The sequence below is a fragment of the Nitrospirillum bahiense genome (genome assembly GCF_007828025.1).
In the GTDB taxonomy this organism is placed as follows: Bacteria; Pseudomonadota; Alphaproteobacteria; order Azospirillales; family Azospirillaceae; genus Nitrospirillum; species Nitrospirillum amazonense.
The window spans coordinates 1-17336 of record NZ_VITO01000039.1 but is presented as its reverse complement, the minus strand read 5'-3'; the positions used below and the strand labels follow the sequence as shown (position 1 = coordinate 17336).

At 64.4% G+C, this 17336-nt stretch carries 11 protein-coding genes and 1 pseudogene; 7 read left to right on the top strand and 5 right to left on the bottom strand.

What is annotated here, in order from left to right:
* A pseudogene (locus tag FBZ88_RS29855) lies at positions 1 to 1745 on the bottom strand (beta strand repeat-containing protein); the annotation flags it as partial.
* Positions 1746 to 2760: 1015 nt separating this feature from the next.
* Here FBZ88_RS29855 and FBZ88_RS29850 point away from each other — a divergent pair.
* Both FBZ88_RS29850 and FBZ88_RS29845 read left to right on the top strand, forming a co-directional pair.
* Positions 2761 to 3006 (top strand): phage tail protein, encoded by a 246-nt coding sequence (locus tag FBZ88_RS29850; protein WP_145620626.1) that lies wholly within the window; start codon positions 2761 to 2763, stop codon positions 3004 to 3006.
* 233 nt (positions 3007 to 3239) lie between these two features.
* Complete coding sequence (locus FBZ88_RS29845) at positions 3240 to 6089, top strand: winged helix-turn-helix domain-containing protein (protein ID WP_145620625.1); 2850 nt, start codon at positions 3240 to 3242, stop codon at positions 6087 to 6089.
* Between the two features lie 143 nt (positions 6090 to 6232).
* Here FBZ88_RS29845 and FBZ88_RS29840 read toward each other — a convergent pair whose 3' ends face one another.
* Positions 6233 to 7489 carry a replication initiation protein gene (locus FBZ88_RS29840; RefSeq protein ID WP_186464668.1) on the bottom strand — a complete coding sequence of 419 codons (1257 nt, stop codon included), beginning with the start codon at positions 7487 to 7489 and terminating at the stop codon, positions 6233 to 6235.
* Between the two features lie 864 nt (positions 7490 to 8353).
* On the opposite strand from FBZ88_RS29840, the gene FBZ88_RS29835 reads away from it, so the two are divergent.
* From FBZ88_RS29835 to FBZ88_RS29825, 3 genes are all read left to right on the top strand, one after another.
* Positions 8354 to 9382 carry an AAA family ATPase gene (locus FBZ88_RS29835; protein WP_186464667.1) on the top strand — a complete coding sequence of 343 codons (1029 nt, stop codon included), beginning with the start codon at positions 8354 to 8356 and terminating at the stop codon, positions 9380 to 9382.
* A 5-nt stretch (positions 9383 to 9387) separates the two neighbouring features.
* A complete protein-coding gene (locus tag FBZ88_RS29830; protein ID WP_145620622.1) occupies positions 9388 to 10257 on the top strand; it encodes a ParB/RepB/Spo0J family partition protein in 870 nt (289 codons plus the stop codon).
* Between the two features lie 114 nt (positions 10258 to 10371).
* On the top strand, positions 10372 to 10800 hold the full coding sequence (locus FBZ88_RS29825; RefSeq protein ID WP_145620621.1) for a pseudoazurin: 429 nt from the start codon (positions 10372 to 10374) through the stop codon (positions 10798 to 10800).
* A gap of 200 nt (positions 10801 to 11000) precedes the next feature.
* On the opposite strand, the gene FBZ88_RS29820 is transcribed toward FBZ88_RS29825, so the two are convergent.
* From FBZ88_RS29820 to FBZ88_RS29810, 3 genes are all read right to left on the bottom strand, one after another.
* Positions 11001 to 11387 (bottom strand): nuclear transport factor 2 family protein, encoded by a 387-nt coding sequence (locus tag FBZ88_RS29820; protein ID WP_145620620.1) that lies wholly within the window; start codon positions 11385 to 11387, stop codon positions 11001 to 11003.
* A 45-nt stretch (positions 11388 to 11432) separates the two neighbouring features.
* Positions 11433 to 12185, bottom strand: coding sequence for an SDR family NAD(P)-dependent oxidoreductase (locus tag FBZ88_RS29815; protein ID WP_145620619.1), 753 nt, complete (start codon positions 12183 to 12185; stop codon positions 11433 to 11435).
* 71 nt (positions 12186 to 12256) lie between these two features.
* On the bottom strand, positions 12257 to 12997 hold the full coding sequence (locus FBZ88_RS29810; RefSeq protein WP_211102854.1) for an SDR family oxidoreductase: 741 nt from the start codon (positions 12995 to 12997) through the stop codon (positions 12257 to 12259).
* 94 nt (positions 12998 to 13091) lie between these two features.
* Between FBZ88_RS29810 and FBZ88_RS29805 the strand changes: the two genes are divergently transcribed.
* Both FBZ88_RS29805 and FBZ88_RS29800 read left to right on the top strand, forming a co-directional pair.
* On the top strand, positions 13092 to 14039 hold the full coding sequence (locus FBZ88_RS29805; RefSeq protein WP_145620618.1) for a LysR family transcriptional regulator: 948 nt from the start codon (positions 13092 to 13094) through the stop codon (positions 14037 to 14039).
* A 253-nt stretch (positions 14040 to 14292) separates the two neighbouring features.
* A complete protein-coding gene (locus tag FBZ88_RS29800) occupies positions 14293 to 17178 on the top strand; it encodes a glycoside hydrolase family 127 protein (RefSeq protein WP_145620616.1) in 2886 nt (961 codons plus the stop codon).
* The last annotated feature ends 158 nt before the right edge of the window (positions 17179 to 17336 follow it).

Genomic DNA, 17336 nt, shown 5'->3' with positions numbered 1-17336 from the left:
CTGGCAACCTGCGCCGTCGTCAGCGATGAGACCACGTCCGTGCTCAGGTTCGACACCTGGGCCGTCGTCAGCTGGCCGATCTGGGCGGTCGTCAGTTCCTGCACATCCGCCGAGGTCAGGCTGTTCAGCTGGCTGCTGGTCAGCGACTGAACCTGGCTGCTGGTCAGCTTCGACACCTGGGCGCTGGTCAGGGCGTTCAGGTTATCGCTGCTGAGGTTGGAAACCTGCGCCGTCGTCAGCTGGCCGATCTGAGCCGTCGTCAGTTCGCGAACGTCCGCCGTGGTCAGCGTGTTCAGCTGCGCGGTCGTCAGCGACTGAACCTGCGAGCTGTTCAGGCTGGACACCTGGGTACTGGTCAGCGCGTTCAAGTTATCGCTGCTGAGGCCGGAGACCTGCGCCGTCGTCAGCTGGCTGACTTGCGCCGTCGTCAGCTTCTGCACCGTGGCCGTGCCCAGCGCATTCAGCTGGTCGGTCGATAGCGCCTTCACCTGTGTGGCCGACAAGCTGGTCAGCTGGGCGGTGCCCAGCACCGACACCTGGGTGGTCGTCAGCGACTGAACCTGCGCCGTCGTCAGGCCGGCAACCTGGCTGGAGCTGAGGGCGTTCAGCTGGTCAGTGCCCAGCTGGGACAGCTGGGTCGTCGTCAGCTGCCCGATCTGGGCGCTGGACAGCTCCTGCACGTCTGAGCTGGTCAAGCTACCCAGCTGATCCGTGGTCAGTGCCTGGATCTGGCTGCTGGACAGCTTGGCCACCTGGGCGTTGCTGAGCGCATTCAAGTTACTGGTCGTCAGGCCGGACACCTGGCTGGTCGTCAGCGCGCCCACCTGGGCCGTCGTCAGGGCACGGGTATCCGCCGTGCTGAGCGAGGCCAGCTGGTCGGTCGATAGCTGCTGAACCTGCGCCGTTGTCAGGCTGGCCACCTGCGCCGTCGTCAGCGAGGAGAGCACGTCCGTGCTCAGGTTCGACACCTGCGCCGTCGTCAACTGACCGATCTGCGCCGTCGTCAGTTCCCGAACGTCCGATGACGTCAGGCTGTTCAGCTGGTCAGTGGTCAGCGCCTGGATCTGGGTGCTGGTCAGCTTCACCACCTGCGCGCTGTTGAGCGCGTTCAGGTTGTCGCTGCTGAGGCCGCCGACCTGGCTGGCGCTGAGGCCGCCGATCTGGGTGGCGCTGAACTCGTTGATGTCGGAGGTGCTGAGCGCGTTCAGCTGGCTGGTGGTCAGGCCCTGCAGCTGCACGGTGGACAGCGACTGCACCTGGGCGCTGTTGAGCGCCGACAGGTTGTCGCTGCTGAGGCCGGAAATCTGCGCGGAGGTCAACCCGGAGAGCTGCGTCGTCGTCAGGGCGCGCGCGTCGGCGGTGTTGAAGGCGCTGAGCTGCGCCGTCGTCAAGAACCCGACCTGGGTCTTGCTGAATTCCTGGATGGACGTGGTAGAGATCGCACCGAGCTGGTCGGTGGTCAGCGCCTGGATCTGATCGGATGTCAGCGCCTGGACCTGGTTGGACTTCAGCGCCTCAAAATCATCCGTGGACAGGACACTAATGTCCGCGTCGCTGAATGCCTGAAGCTGAGAAACACTGAAGACCATCTGGCTGGCCTGGAAGGCCGCCACCTGGGTCGTCGTTAGCGCCTGGATCTGGGTTGTCGATAGCGCGGCAACATCAGCCGTGCTGAGAGCCTGGATATTCGCCGTGGACAGGGCGGCAATCTGAGACGGGCCCAGGAAAGTAATAGGCGAGACCATTTACAACCTCCGATCGCACCTCGTTTGAGGTGCCTCATGGACGGCGCTAAAAACACCCATTTTTTGGGCGCAACCACAGCCATGCGGTTGATATGAAAATCACACCCCGGTCAACGCTCCCCTTATGGAAACGGCAACGGGACCCCACGCACCCTGACGGCGTCCCTTCTGGACATATGCCGCCTGGCAATCCGAGTACCCATAAAGTCGAAAGGGACCTCTGGCACATGGATAGCCTAGCGGCCACGATAATAAGGTGCGAGGGCAACTTCAAGGCGTATTTTGCCCATATGGCTAATGAAGCCCATGAATCTTCATACCCCAAAGCGTTAACGTGGCATTACCAAACGGATGGTTCCGCCAATATGGGGCAAACAGAACCGGCCCCTGCCCAATATATGGGCTGCCTCTGTTCCTTCATATTCCTTCGAATAGGTTCGTCGCGCCAACCAACGACTCTGTTTAGAGAGGGCGGGAACATGATAACGTTGTCCCCGTCCTGGTATTGATGTGGTGATTCCCGCACGGTGGATCCCTGGAATCGCAGTGCCTCGGACCACCGTCCGTCGCTACTGCTGTAGCTGGGGGTCCCGAGCCTGCCAGATTCAAGAAATTATCGATAAAATTGTCCCGTTTCAGGCGAGACTATTCCAGCGCCGGAACCGATTCCGCGGCGCGCTTCTCATAGGGAAAGGCGTAAGCGTCGTTGCGCCCGGCCTATTCCATTCAGCCGCGGTAAGCTGATACCGCCATTTCCTTTGGTTGTCGCGACGCGGAGACTGAAGCAGCCACCCGCAGGAGAAACAGAGGGCCGGGAGATGGCGGCGATTCGGTCATACGCAGTGGGTGCAGTTGCCGGGTGGCCCATGACAGGGCGGAGCGGGCCCCCGCAGTATGCGCAACGAGCGAGCGATTGATAACACCTATCCCATTGGGGCACAACATGTAGGGGCATTTCCCACACCTGACACACCCGTCCAGAGCCGACTCGGCCCGGACAACGCAGAGGACATTCATGGACGATCCCTATCTCGCCAGTATCATGTTGTGGCCGGGCACCTATGTGCCGGAGGGCTTTCACCTGTGCGACGGCACACAGCTGCCTATCCGTGACCACCAGGCACTCTTCTCCCTGTTGGGCCAAAAGTTCGGCGGCGACGGCCACACCACCTTCGCCTTGCCGGACCTGAGGAAAGAGGCGCCCACGGGCTGCATGTGGGTGATCGCCATGCAAGGCATCTATCTCCCGCGCGCCGATTAAGTCGCGACGCCCCTTTGGAGTTCTGATGTCAGAACTCCAAAGGACCGTCCCCGAATTCCGCGCCGACACCTTACGCCATCGCGCCTGCGTGATGGTTACGCCGACGTTGCCGCGCATGCCGCACCGTTGTAAGGGCGGAATGAAAAAGCCTTTTATGCCAGCCGCATATGGTGTGAGAGGTGCGTTTAATCTAAAGTTGAACGCGGTTAATATCGGCATCGAAGGCGAAAACGATGGCGGCCGCGGTCGATGAATGCGGGCACGGACTAGCCTTCGGGCCTTTCAAGCTGGTCATGAGCGAACGGCTGCTGACCAAGGACGGCATCCCCCTGGATGTGGGGGCGCGGGCGCTGGACATCCTGTCCGCGCTGATGAGCAGGCCCAACCAGATCATCAACAAACGGAACCTGATGTCCCTGGTATGGCCCGACGTCATCGTCGAGGAGGCCAGCCTGCGCTTTCACATCGCCAACCTGCGCAAGGCGCTGGGTGACGGCGTGGATGGCGCGCGCTACATCGCCACCATTACCGGCCGCGGCTATTGCTTCGTCGCCCCCATCACCAGAACCAGGCCCCCCGGCAAGGAGCCGCCCGCCCCTGCCCGTTTCCAGCACGCCAACCTTCCACCGCGCCTAGGCCGTATGATAGGACGGGATGAGGACGTGGCGGCGCTGTCGGCCCAACTGGCGCATGGGCGCCTCGTCACCATCGTCGGCCCCGGCGGTGTGGGTAAGACCACCGTCGCCGTGGCCGTCGCGCATGACTTGGCCGCGACGTTCTCCGGTTCGGTGCTGTTCGTCGATTTCGGCATGATCACCGACCCCCGGTTGGCGGCAACCGCGGTCACCTCGCTGCTGGGCCTGTCGGTCCAATCGGACGATCCGACGCCCAGCCTGGTGCAATTCCTGAAGGACAAGCGCGTCCTCCTCATCCTGGACACCTGCGAGCACCTGGTGGAGGCGATCGCGGACTTGGCCGCCGCCATCACCAGCGGCGCCCCCAACGTGCATATCCTGGCCACCAGCCGGGAAGCGCTGCGCATCGAAGGGGAGCGCGTGTACCGGCTGGATGCCTTGGCCTACCCCACAGACATGTCGGACCTTGGCGCGATCGCCGTTCAGCAGTTCCCGGCGACGCAGCTGTTCATCGAGCGCGCCATGGCCAGCGGCGCCCGGCTGGAGGTCAACGACGCCAAGGCCGCCGTCGTCTGCCACATCTGCCGCAAGCTGGACGGTGTGGCGCTGGCAATCGAACTGGCGGCCCGTCGCGTCGAGGCCTATGGCCTGGAGCAGACCGCCGCCCTGCTGGACCAACGCCTGACGCTGCTATGGCACGGCCTGCGCACCGCCCCACCTCGGCAGAAGACCCTGCAGGCGACGTTGGACTGGAGCTATGAGCTGTTGTCGGATGTCGAGCGCACGGTGCTACGGCGACTGGCCGTCTTCGTCGGCCATTTCTCGCTGGAGGCGGCGCTGGAGGTGGTCGCCGGTGGCGGCCTGGACCAGACGGCGGTGTCCGAAGCCGTCGACAGCCTGGTGGAGAAGTCCATGGTGGCGGCGCGTCCCTTCGGGGCCGTGATGCGCTATCGCCTGCTGGACACGACGCGCGCCTATACGATCGAGACTCGTGGGAACGATGGCGAGGGTCCTGGCTTGGCCGCCCGCCATGCCGCCTATTACCGGCGCTGGCTGGAGCAGACGGGCAACGAATGGTCATCCCTGTCGACGGGCCTGGATCGGGCGCCGCACTTCGCCGCCCTTAACAATGTGCGCGCCGCCCTAACCTGGTGCTTTAGCGACGATGGCGACGTTTCCATCGGCATTGGGCTGGCCGCCGCCGCCGCACCGGTCTTCCGCACCATGGCGCTGGTGCCGGAGTGCCATCGGTGGTCGGAGCGGGCGCTGGAAGCCATGGAGGAGCGGCACCGGGGTGGGCCTGAGGAAATGCAGCTTCAGGCAGCGCTGGGACTGTCGCTGATGTTCACCCAGGGTCATGGTGAGGCAGCAGTCGCGGCCCTGCACCGCAGCCTCGACATCGCGCGGGCGCGCGGCGACCGTCTCAACGAAGCACGGCTGCTCGGCCCCTTGCACTTCTTCCACCTGCGCAGCGGGGATTTCGGGGCCTGTCTGCGCTATGCCGAGCGCTGCACGGACATCGCCGCCCCACTAGGGGATCCGGATGCGACGGCGCTGGCCCATACGCTGATGGGCATGGCCCTGCACATCCTGGGGGACCTTGGCCGGGCGCGGGTTGAACTGGACGCGGCCCTGAGCGCCGAAAAGCCAGCGGGCGACCGTCAGATCCATTTCGGGTTCGATCACCGCAACTGGGCAAGCCTGGTGCTGGTGACGACGCTGTGGATGCAGGGCCGTCCGACTCAGGCACGGGCGCTGATCCACCAGCAGCTTCGCGATATTGAAACGATGCACCATCCGGTGGCCTTCGCCCTGCTGGTCAATGCCGTTGCCACCCTGCTGTGGATCGGCGACCTGGAGGTGGCGGAGGCGCGCCTGGACTGGCTGGTGGCGAACGCGACATCGCAGTCCTTCGCGCCCTATCGTCATGTTGGGCAGGCCTTCCAGGCTGAATTGGCCATCCGCCGGGGTGACATCGATGCGGGTGCCGCGAAGCTGCGCGTCCATCTCGACCAGCTGCACGCGGCGCGGTACGAACTGTTCACTGGACGGTTCTATGTCGTGCTGGCGGATGGACTGGCCAAGGCGGGCCGCTGGCGTGAAGCCATGGCCCAGGTGCATGAGACGGCGCGCTTTATCGAGACCACGGGCTACACCTCCTACATCCCCGAACTGCTGCGGGTGAAAGGGTGCATCCTGATCGCGGCACCTGGGCTGGATGACACCGAAGCTGAAGCATGCCTTCTGAAGGCGCTTCAGCAGAGCCGTAATCAGGGGTCGGGGTCCTGGGAACTGCGCACCGCCACGGATTTGGCGACGCTATGGGCCAGCCGGGGCTTTCAGGACAAGGGCCGCGCGCTGTTGCGCTCCACCCTGGTGCGATTCGCAGACGACCATGATGTTACCGACGTTAAGACCGCCCGGGAGGTGCTGGCGCTTTTGGAATAGGCCCACCCCTCTGTGACGCAAGCGATACGGTCAGTTAACTTGCGTTTCGCCGTGAGCAGGTCCATTTTTACATCGTTCTTTTGTCGGCGAAACTATAAAGCCAGCCAGTTCCGACGTCAGAACCCGGAGCCAGCGCCATTGGATCAGCGCAGGCCGCCGGCCACTTCCTCCGCCACCCAATCCACCCACTTGTGGATGTTGCTGGCGGCCGATGCCGCCCGCACCTCCGGCGCGCCCAATTCGCGAGCCCGCTTGTACAGACGGGTGCGCACGTCCAGCGGTTCCGCCGCTAGTCGATCAATCAGCCCCTGATGGGTGCCACGTGGTGCCGGCAAGGCTGGTGCCGGGGCGGCGGCGACGACCGGCGGCGCCTCACCCGCCAGCTTGCGCACGAAGCCCGCGAAGGCCAAGTCGGCGTTGCGGATCTTGCCCGTCTGGCCCGACGCCCAGTCCGCCCAACGGTCCAGCGCCATGTCGATATCGGTGCCGGGATATTCGGCGCGCAGCTGTTCCAGCGCCGTATCGCTGACCCGCCGCTTCAACCCCAGTACAGATACGGGACGGTCGCGGTCGGTCTTGCCATCCTCCAAGTCCACCGTGTCGGCATCGCGGGCGCCGGCGGCAAAGCCACCCTTGCCCACCGGACCTATAGGATCGATGGCGAATTCCGTGGCGCGCGCGGCGGAGGTCAGGGCCGCCCGCTCCTTCTTGCGGATGGTGAAGCGCAGGGCCACCACCGGCCGACCGCGCGATGGCGACCGAATGGGGGTGTAACTGCACTCGATGGCCGACAGCTCATTCACCTCGCGCACGGCACGTTCCAGCACCTCGCGCTGAAGGATGCCGAAGTTCTTGTTGGCCGATGTGTTCTTGACGCTCAGCAGTTGGCGGAAGGTATCGATATCCACCTCCCAATCCGGCTCGCGCAAGTTGACCCGCACGCTCAGCAGTTCATACAGCGCCAGCGCGTACTTGGAACTGAAGCTGGTGCATACCGCCAGGTGGATGCGCGCCCAGGCCGATGGCTCGGCCAGGGCGGGGCGCAGTTCCGCCGGGAAAGACCATTCAGCGTAACCCTTGCCCTTGGGCAAGGCGCGGAAGCTCAGCAGCGGTGCGCCGCCCTCCTTCACCTCACCATCGGAACTGAGGTAGGGGAACTCCACCCGCACCGACATCAGCCGGTCGAAGCAGCTTTTCAGGCGGGCGTTGCTATGCTCCGTTTCCTCACCGATGGCGCGCTTGAGGTCGGCCGTGGCGGCGCGGAAGGGAGGCAGCGCCGCAGTGGCGTCAGCCAGCTTGTCCCAGCTGTGCGCCAGGATGACATTGAACAGCTTCTTGTCGGACAGGGTAAGGCCGCCACCGGTCTCGATGATCTCGATGGTGCCACGCGGCTTGGGCACGGTGGGATCCGTGTCCAGGCGAAAGGGATCCCCTGTCGCCTCCGGGCGCCTGGCCGGCGGTTTTGCTGCGGTCCTGCTCATGTTGTGCAGTCGAGCAGCGGCACCACACAGAGTCAACAGCCCCTCGGTCGGTGGCGATAGAACACACAGAAAGGTGGTGGCGGCGCCAGCAAACTGGCGACAAAGCGCATGAAGACCCCGGTGGCTGCCGCCCGACTGGCGAGAAAACACATAAGAATGGTGTCCGGCTCCGGTGAATCGGGTTCAGTGGACCGGCGACTCCGCTCCCCCCGACCCATGGCGAGAAAACACATAGAAAGGGTGAAAAATAGCTGGCGAGAAAACGCATGAAGAAAGGCGCCACGCCACTGGCCACCGCGCCTCAGAACTTTGTTTTCATTGGATTATTTCAAGATCATCCAGCTTCCCGCCTATATGGCGAAAAAACGCATGGAAACGACTCGGTCCCCCTGGCGAGAAAACGCACAGGAAAGGGTCGGGTGGCACCCTGCCCGGTTCCGCGGCCCGCCCACGTCCCCCCTGGCGAAAAAACGCATAGAAAACAGCCCGGTGACGACAGCTCACACATAGACGGCGGACAAAACGCATTGGAAGCGGCGACAAAGCGCATCCAGACTCGGGACAAAGCACATGGAAACGCCGCTTAAGTCATTATAACGAAACGGATTTACGCCATCTGAACAAGAACAATTTGAATCTAGGAAAGAGTCTGACGAGGTCCATCCCAAGGATGGGATTTGGAAGAAGGATCAACCATCAACCATCAACGTTGTCGTTGACACTTGATGGTCCCCCTGGCAGGTTCTGACGTCAGAACCGGGCCTGAGAATGAAGGATGGGGCGATGAACGGCGATCGGATGCGTGAGCTGCGCCAGATGCTGCGGCAAAGCCAAGGCGATTTGAAGGACATGCTGAACCAGCGCCTATCCCGCTCCTACGACAAGCCCAAGATCAGCCGCTGGGAAAACGGCAAGGAGCCCATCCCCGACGACGTTGCGGCCGAGCTGGAACAGATCGCGTCGCACAAGCCGCGCAACGCCCGGGTTTTCGTGCTGGCCAACCAGAAGGGCGGTGTGGGCAAGACCACCAGCGCCCTGAACCTGGCCTACGCCCTGGGCCAATCGGGCAGCCGGGTGCTGCTGATCGACATGGACCCGCAGGCGACCGCGACCGTGGCCCTGTTGGCGGACGCGGCGGTGGAGGTTTATCGCCAGGGCCGCACCATGGCCCATGTCATCCTGCAGAACCGTGCCATGGCCGACGCCATCCTGAAGCCGGGCATGGTGGAAACCGCGGTCCCCCTGCCCTTCGATTTGGCCGCCAGCCATATTGAGTTGTCGGAAACCGACGGTCGGCGGGAACCGGGCTTCGACGCCGCCCTGCGCGAGGCGGTGGACACGGTGCGCGCCAACTATGACTTCATCGTCATCGACGCCCCGCCCAACCTGGGCATGTTGACGTGGATGGCCCTGGCCGCCGCGCAGGAGGTTCTGATCCCCGTGCGGACCGAGCCCTATGACACCATGGGTGTGGGCCTGATCCTGAACACCATCCATAAGGTGCAGCGCCGCCTGAACCCGGGCCTGCGCCTGTCCGGCATCCTGCCCACCCAGTTTGGCCGCCGCAAGTCGGTGGACCGCGAGGTGCTGGCCCATCTGGTGACGGCATTGGGCGAAAAGGTTCCGGTGCTGGAGGCCGTGCCCGACAGCGCCGTGTTCGGGCACGCCGCGCGCAACGGCCGCATCGCGCTGGAGGCATCGCCCACCTCGTCCGCCACCGCCGTTTATCGTAAGCTGGCGGACTGCATCATTTCCGGCCGGCCGCTGGCCCGTGCCGACATCGACCTGATTCCTGTTGAGAGCGAGGCGTAAGCGCCATGACGGTGAAGAAACGACCCTCCCCCATCCTTGGGGCCGCGTCCGCCATGATTGGTGAGGCCTCGGGCGAGTTGGTGATGTCGCGCGACAGCCGCTTCCACCACAGCATCGAACTGCAGGTCGATCACATCGCGCCCGATCCAGAACAGCCGCGCAAGCTGTTTTCGGAGGAAGAGCTGGACGGCCTGGCCGCCAGCATGGCGGAACAGGGACAGCTGCAGCCCATCTTGGTACGGCGTAACCCAACGGATCGCGGCCGTTGGGTCGTCGTGGCGGGTGAGCGCCGCTGGCGGGCGGCGCAGCGACTGGGCTGGGGCGTCATCCTGGCCATCGAACATACCGGCGACCCGGAAGTGCTGGCGCTGATCGAGAACCTGCAGCGCGTGGACCTGACGCCGGTGGAAGAGGCGCGCGGCCTGAAGCGCCTGATCGATGGCAAGGGCTGGACCCAGAACCAGGCGGCGGAGGCACTGGGCAAGACCAAGGGCGAGATCAGCGCCACCCTGCGCATCCTCAGCCTGCCTGAGGATATTCTTGAAGGTGTTCTGACGTCAGAACTCGGCCTGTCGCGCAACGTGTTGGTGGAACTGTCGCGGGTGGATGAACCGGCGGTGCGGGAGCGGCTGATTCAATCTGCGCGCAGCGGCACGCTCAGCATCCGCACCATCCGGGCCGCCAAGGCGCAGGATCAGGCGCCGGAGGTGGTGGAAGGCAAGCCGTCCACCGGTATCACCACCCCGGGCGTGAACTTGGCATCAGTGGAGCGTCTGGTCAGCAATTTGCGGGCCTTGCGCCCTGCGGCGCTGAAGGACAAGGACCGTGACCGGTTGCGGGCCTTGCGCGCCGCCATCGATGCGCTGCTGGGCTGAGGGCCGCGAGGCGCAACTATTGCGCCAGCGCAAAGACGGGGTAGGGACACCGGCGTAGGGAAGGGCGGCCACGGGCGATGACCCGTGCCGCCTTTTTCACGACGGAGAGTACAAATGCGTTCCCTTCCCCTGGCGCTGGTGGCCCTGATGACCCTGGCGGGTCCAGCCTTCGGCGCCGAGCACGTCGTCAAGATGCTGAACAAGGGCGCCGACGGCATGTTCGTGTTCGAACCCGCCCTGGTGAAGATCGCGCCCGGTGACAAGGTGACCTTCCAGTCCGTCGATGCAGGCCACAACGTGGAAAGCATCCCCGGCATGCTGCCGGATGGCGCCCAGGCTTTCACCGGCAAGCCCAATGAGACGCTCACCGTGACCTTCGACAAGCCGGGCGTCTACGGCTATCGCTGCAAGCCGCACTATGGCATGGGCATGGTGGGTGTGGTCGTGGTCGGCACGCCCACCAACCTTGACGCCGCCAAGGCGGTGCCGCAGACGGGCAAGGCGAAGGCCGCCTTCGAGAAGCTGTTGGCTGCTGCCAAGTAACTTGTTGGAAAGACAGGAAGGCGGCGGGGGAGGGATCTCCCATAGGTGCTAACTTAGGAATGAACGGCAGGAGCCCGTCTGTGATTCATGATGGGGATGGACTCCGAAATCCATCCCCATTTCGAAATTGTGATCGCGCCCTGTCGCCTGCGTTGGCAGATCGAACTGGCGTTCAGATCGTTGATCCACGAGGCTGTAGCTCAGGACGCTTTCTCCGCATCGAGAAGAACCCATAGCCGGGCGATTTTGCCCTCCTTGAACTCGGCGGCGTCAGCGCCAGTGACGGCTACTGGTCCGCCTTCCGGACCGGCATGCCAACGCAATACGGCCAGGCCATGATGACCTACTGCCGTGCCCTCGGGAGCAAAGGAGAAGGTAGGCCCGAACTGGTCGAGCAACCGACCTGCCGTAGCACTGATCGCATCGCGGCCCCGAACCACGCCGTCGGGCTCGAACATGATTGGATCAATCACGTAGAGATCCGCCATTGCGAGCGCGCGCTGATCTGAATCTCTTTCGTTGAATACCCGTTCCAGATTGGCGCGTAGCAGGACGTTGTAATCCGGGGTCGCTTCTGCATCCGACATAGTCTTTTCTTTCAATTGCGGGGGGATTTATACTAGGTGGCAAGGTCAGGCGGACAGGCCGCCATCGATGGCGAGTGTCGCGCCCGTAATGAAACCTGCTTCCGGGCCGACCAGAAACGCCACGGCGGCAGCCACTTCCTCGGCCGTGCCATATCGTGCGATCGCCAGATGCGCTTTCAGCATGTCAGCTACCGGCCCTTCCGTAGGGGCCATGCCGGTGTCGATGGGGCCAGGTTGGATGATGTTTGCACGGATACCGCGGGGTCCCAGGTCGCGGGCCCAGCTACGCGTGTATGCAGCGATGGCGGCCTTCGTCGCGACATAATCGGCGATACCGGGAAACACGGTGTGATGCATGGCACCGGCCGTTCCGATCGAGATTATGCTGCCGTCGTCATTCATAAGCGGCACGGCCGTGCGCACAACCGTCGCGACAGCCTTCAGGTTGATGTCGAGCTGACGGTCCAGTGCCGGGATGTCGAGCGCAGGATCGCCGATCAGCCCGGTGACGAACACCCCGGCGGAATTGACGATGATGTCCAGTCCACCCAGCGCGGCATGGGCGTCGCGGACCATGGCCTGGACTTCCGTAGTAACGGACTGATCGGCGCGGAGCGCGATGGCGCGGACCTGCTCCGCTTCCGCGGCGTCGCGAACCGCCTCGGCCTCTGTCTGGGACGACCCGTAGCTGAACGCCACGTCTGCGCCATCCTTCGCCAGCCGCCGGACGATGGCGGCGCCGATGCCGCGTGAACCGCCGGTGACGAGGGCGCGTTTGCCGAAAAGGGACCTTGTCATGATGGACTCCTGAAATGTTGGGGAATTTGTGCGAATGTTGGATGAGGGGTGAACGACTGTGCGCAGGACGATCAGACCAGGCGGGAGCCACCGTCGATGTTGAGCGTCGCGCCGTTCATCCAGCCATTCGCCATTAGGAACACAACCGCCACCCCAGCTTCCTCCGCAGTGCCAAGTCGGTGCAGCGGCAGCGTGGTCTTGAGCCCCTCGACATAGGCGTTGCGTCTGTCGCCCAGCGCCTTGCCGAGCAGGGGTGTGTCGATGGGCCCCGGCGAGAGGGTATTTACCCGGCGCGGGGCAAGTTCGAGCGCAAGACCGCGACCGAGAGACTCCATTGCGGAAGAGGCAGCGGCGAGCACGGCGGTGCCGTAGCCATTCGGGCGATCACCGAGCGCACCTGAGATGAAGGTGATCGAACCATCGGTCGCGAGGCGATCGCCCAATGCTCGCAGGGTGTGAATGGCCGCCCAAATGCGCTCGTCGAACGCGCGGTGCAGCTGTGCCAAATCGGCATCAAGCACCCTGCCAACGACGAAGCTGCCGGCGAGGAGGACCAGATGATCGACGTGGCCGACGTCGGCCAGCGCCTTCTCGATTGTCTCAGGCCGGGTCACGTCGGCGGAGCGCCATCCGGCAAAGCCATGCTCGGCGGCGATCTGTTCCGCGCGGGATTTGTCTAAGCCTAGGATGATGACCTCGGCGCCGGCGGCTTTTGCCTGAATGGCGGCCGAAAGCCCGATACCGGATGTGCCGCCAACAATCAGGACATGGCTGCCGGCGAGCTGACGGGAGAGGAAATCTGCGGTCATCATGTGATCCTTTCGGTGTGCCCTTGAGGTCGATGACCACCAATTATATCTTCGCCTGCGTCTTGATAATTGGGCTCAATGTAGGTTTACTTTTACCATGACAGCACAAATCGGATTGGAGCGCCTGACCGGCATCATCGCTTTCGCGCGCGCCGCCTCGTTGGGCAGCTACACAGCCGCTGCGCGTCAGCTGGGCGTTTCCCCATCCGCAGTCAGCAGGAGCGTCCAGCGCCTCGAGCAGCAGTTCGGTGTGTCGCTCTTCACCCGCACGACCCGATCGCTTACGCTGACATCCGAGGGCCGCGACCTGCATGAACGTGCGCTCCGATTGCTGCGAGAGGCTGAGGAGATCGAGCAGGCGGCACTCGCGGCCCGCGCGGAACCGGCAGGCATGCTTAAGATCGCAGCGCCGCTGCCGATCGGGGTGCATGTGGTAGGTCCTGCCTTGCCGCGTTTCCGAGAGCGCTACCCAAAGCTCTCGATCGACCTCCGGCTCAGCGACCGGATGGTGGATATCATCGAAGAAGGCATCGACATCGCGATCCGCGTCGGGGACCTCGCGGATACGCGCCTCCTGTCGCGCCGGCTTGGTCCTCACAGATTGTGTGCCTATGCCTCCCCCGATTACCTGTCGCGCCGCGGCACGCCGCAACATCCCGACCAGCTCGCGGATCATGAGTGCGTCAACTTTCGCTTCCAGAGTTCAGGCCAGTCGCTGCGCTGGCCGTTTCGGATCGGAGAACGCATCGTGGAGCTGACGCCGAATGCGGGCGTGACGGTGGATGCCAGCGATGGCGTATCTGCGGTACTTGTCGGCGGAGGCGGCATCGGCATCTCAGCAACCTATATCGCCGCCCCACATGTGGCGCGGGGCGAACTCGTGCCTATATTGGAAGCCTATTCGGTTGAGCGAACTGCGGTGACCGCGCTTTGGCCGGAAAGCCGGCGGGGCAGTCCCAACGTTAAGGCGTTCCTGTCCTTCCTCGCCGACCTGTTCAACGGGCCTAAGAGCAGGGACAGCAGCTCTGCGCCTTTTGCAACCTGACTGGCTACAGCTTCACTGGCTTCGAGCCGATTGCGTCTTTTGAACGTCGGCTATTGGAGACACCGAAGTCGTGTTGGCGGCCTAATTCCGCCCGTATAGGAGGACGTCGAGGTGGGACGTTGTCTTTCCTGAACCTCTTGCCCGGGTTGACCCAACTCGCCCAATAATCATATGATAATACTATGGCAGGGAGGCATGGGGCCGCCGCTGACGATCAGCGGACAGGCCCGGACGGCCAGAGGGAAAGAACAACATGACCAGCACAGCTGAACAGACCGCGGTTTCCGTGACCGGGGCGCAGGCCAGCCCAATCGATGAACACGTGACGCCGCTGGACGTGGTCGACCGGCGGCGCTTCCTGGCCACCACGGGCGGCGGCGTCCTGGCCGTGGGGCTGAGCGGCGGACATGCGGCTCTGGCGGCAGGGGCTGTGGCGCCCGTCAACCTGGCGGTCATGGCCCGCACCAGTTGGTCCAACCGCTCCAGCGGCACGCGCCTAGCGGCCATCAACACCAACGCCGCCCCCACCAACTCCAAGGATGATACCGAGGGCGCCTTCGCCACGGAGCCGCACGCCGGTTCCGCCTGGATCGAGTACGCCTGGGATGTGCCGGTGCGTACCAACGCGGTGGACGTCTACTGGTGGCTGGGCGGCTGGAAGGGGGCCTTGCCCACCGGCTGGCGGGTGTCGGCCTGGGATGGCAGGCGCTTCGTACCGGTGCGCAACGCGCAGGGGCTGGGCCTGGCGCCCGACGCCTATAACCGCACCACCTTCGATCCCATCACCACCACGCGGCTGCGCCTGGACATCGATCCGGCGGCCAAGGCCTCCGTCGGCGTGCTGCAGTGGCGGGTGTGGAGCCATGGCGCCGTACCGGTGTTCCCGCCCTTGGTCACCGCCGGCCAGGACCGCGCCGTGGTACTGGGTGGGCAAACCTACCTTGACGGCAGGGTGCGCACCCTGGACGCCGCCCCCGGCGCCGCCGCCCTGTGGCACAAGGTCAGCGGTCCAGGCAGCGTCAGCTTCGCCGACGCCACCCGCGTCGACACCACCGCGCGTTTCTCCGCCCCCGGCGAGTACGTGCTGCAACTGAGCGCCAAGGCGGACGGCAAGACCACCCAATCCACCCTGAAGGTGCGGGCGGAAACGCCGCCGCCGGACGAGCGGCTGGACGTCGTCTACACCACCCCCTACGCCATCGACAGCCCCCTGTGGTCGTCCCGGGCCAAGGCCCTGATCACCCGCTGGATCCCCCACTGCATCGACTATTGCGAGCGCACGGACCTGAAGATCGGGCAGGGCGGCCTGGACAATTTCATGGAGGCGGCCAAGGCCCTGCGCGGGGAGCCGCACGGGTCCCACAAGGGCTATGTCTTCTCCAACGCCTGGGTGCACCAGACGGTGGAATCCATGTGCATCGCCCTGATGGTCGACCCGCAGGGCGACAAGGAGATGATCGCGGCGCAGGACCTGATGCGCCGCAAGCTGGGGGAATGGATACCCGTCATCCTGGCGGCGCAGGAGCCGGACGGCTATCTGCAGACCGCCTACACCCTGGCCGACCGCGCCAAATGGCCGGCGCGCTGGTCGCCGGAGCAGCGGGGCAACCATGAGGGCTATGTCGCCGGGTATTTCATCGAATCCGCCATCAACCACTACACCCTGACGGGCGGCAAGGACCTGCGCCTCTATAACGCGGCCAAGAAGCTGGCGGATTGCTGGGTCGCCAACATCGGCCCGGGCAAGAAGGACTGGTTCGACGGGCACCAGGAGATGGAGCAGGCGCTGGTGCGTTTCGGCCGATTCGTCAACGACATGGAAGGGCAGGGCCACGGCGACGCCTACATCCGGCTGGCGCGCTTCCTGCTGGACAGCCGCCGCGGCGGGTCGGAATATGACCAGAGCCATCTGCCACCCGGCCGGCAGTACGAGGCGGTGGGCCACGCCGTGCGCGCCGTCTACTTCTACTCCGGCATGGCGGACATCGCCGCCGAAACCCGAGACATCGATTACCAGAGCGCCGTGCTGTCCCTGTGGGACAACATGGTGAACAAGAAGTATTACGTCACCGGCGGTGTGGGCAGCGGCGATACGGCGGAGGGTTTTGGCGAGAATTACGCCCTGCGCAACGACGCCTACTGTGAATCCTGCTCCAGCTGCGGCCTGATCTTTTTCCAGTACAAGCTCAACATCGCCTATCACGACGCCAAGTACGCCGACCTCTATGAGGAAACGATGTACAACGCGCTGCTGGGCTCCACAGCGCTGGACGGCCAGACGTTCTGCTACACCAACCCGCTGGTGGATACCGAACGCACCACCTGGCACGTCTGCCCCTGCTGCGTCGGCAACATCCCGCGCACCCTGCTGATGGTGCCCACCTGGGCCTATGCCAAGGACAAGGCGGGCGTGAACGTGAACCTTTTCATCGGCAGCCGGGTCAACGTGGGCGATGTCGCCGGCACGGCGGTGGAGATGGTGCAGAAGACCAACTACCCCTGGGAAGGGGCGGTCGCCCTGACCGTCAACCCGGCCAAGGCGACATCCTTCGCCGTGCGCATCCGCGTGCCCGACCGCGCCACCAGCACCCTTTACACCGCCGCGCCGCCGGTGCGCGGGCTGGAGAGCCTGACGGTGAACGGCAACGCCGTGCAGTACCGCATGGAAAAGGGCTATGCGGTAGTGGAGCGGGAATGGGCGGCCGGTGATCGCATCGACTTCGTCCTACCCTTGGCCGTGCAGCGCGTCACGGGCGACGACAAGGTGGAGGCGACCCGGGGCAAGGTCGCCTTGCGCTATGGTCCCCTGGTCTACAACGTGGAGAAGGCCGACCAGCCGTCCATCAATCAGCTGCTGGCGGCCACGCCGGTGACCGCCGAATGGCGGCCCGACCTGCTGGGTGGCGTGGTCGCCCTCAAGGGCCAGTGGCAGGATGGCACGCCTATGCTGGCCATCCCCAACTACGCCCGCATGAACCGTCTGCCATCGGCGGCCGGCGGCGTCGGCGGCACCGACTCCGGCATCAACTACGCCATCGGCGCCCAAGGCCAGGTGGTGGCGGCCGATACCACCGGGGAACCGGAGGGGCATGACCGCGGCCACGCCCGGCATTCGCAGGTGTGGATCACCGTCGCCTAATATGCGTGGCATTTGAGCGTAATCGCTCAAATGCCCTCAAGCGCCGGCGCCCGCATACGCGGGCTTGGCTATCCTTGTAACTTGAATGAGGCCGCGTCGGGTAAGCTACCAGACGCGGTGGCAGGCAAGAGGCCGCGCTATCCTAGGGCCACCAAGCC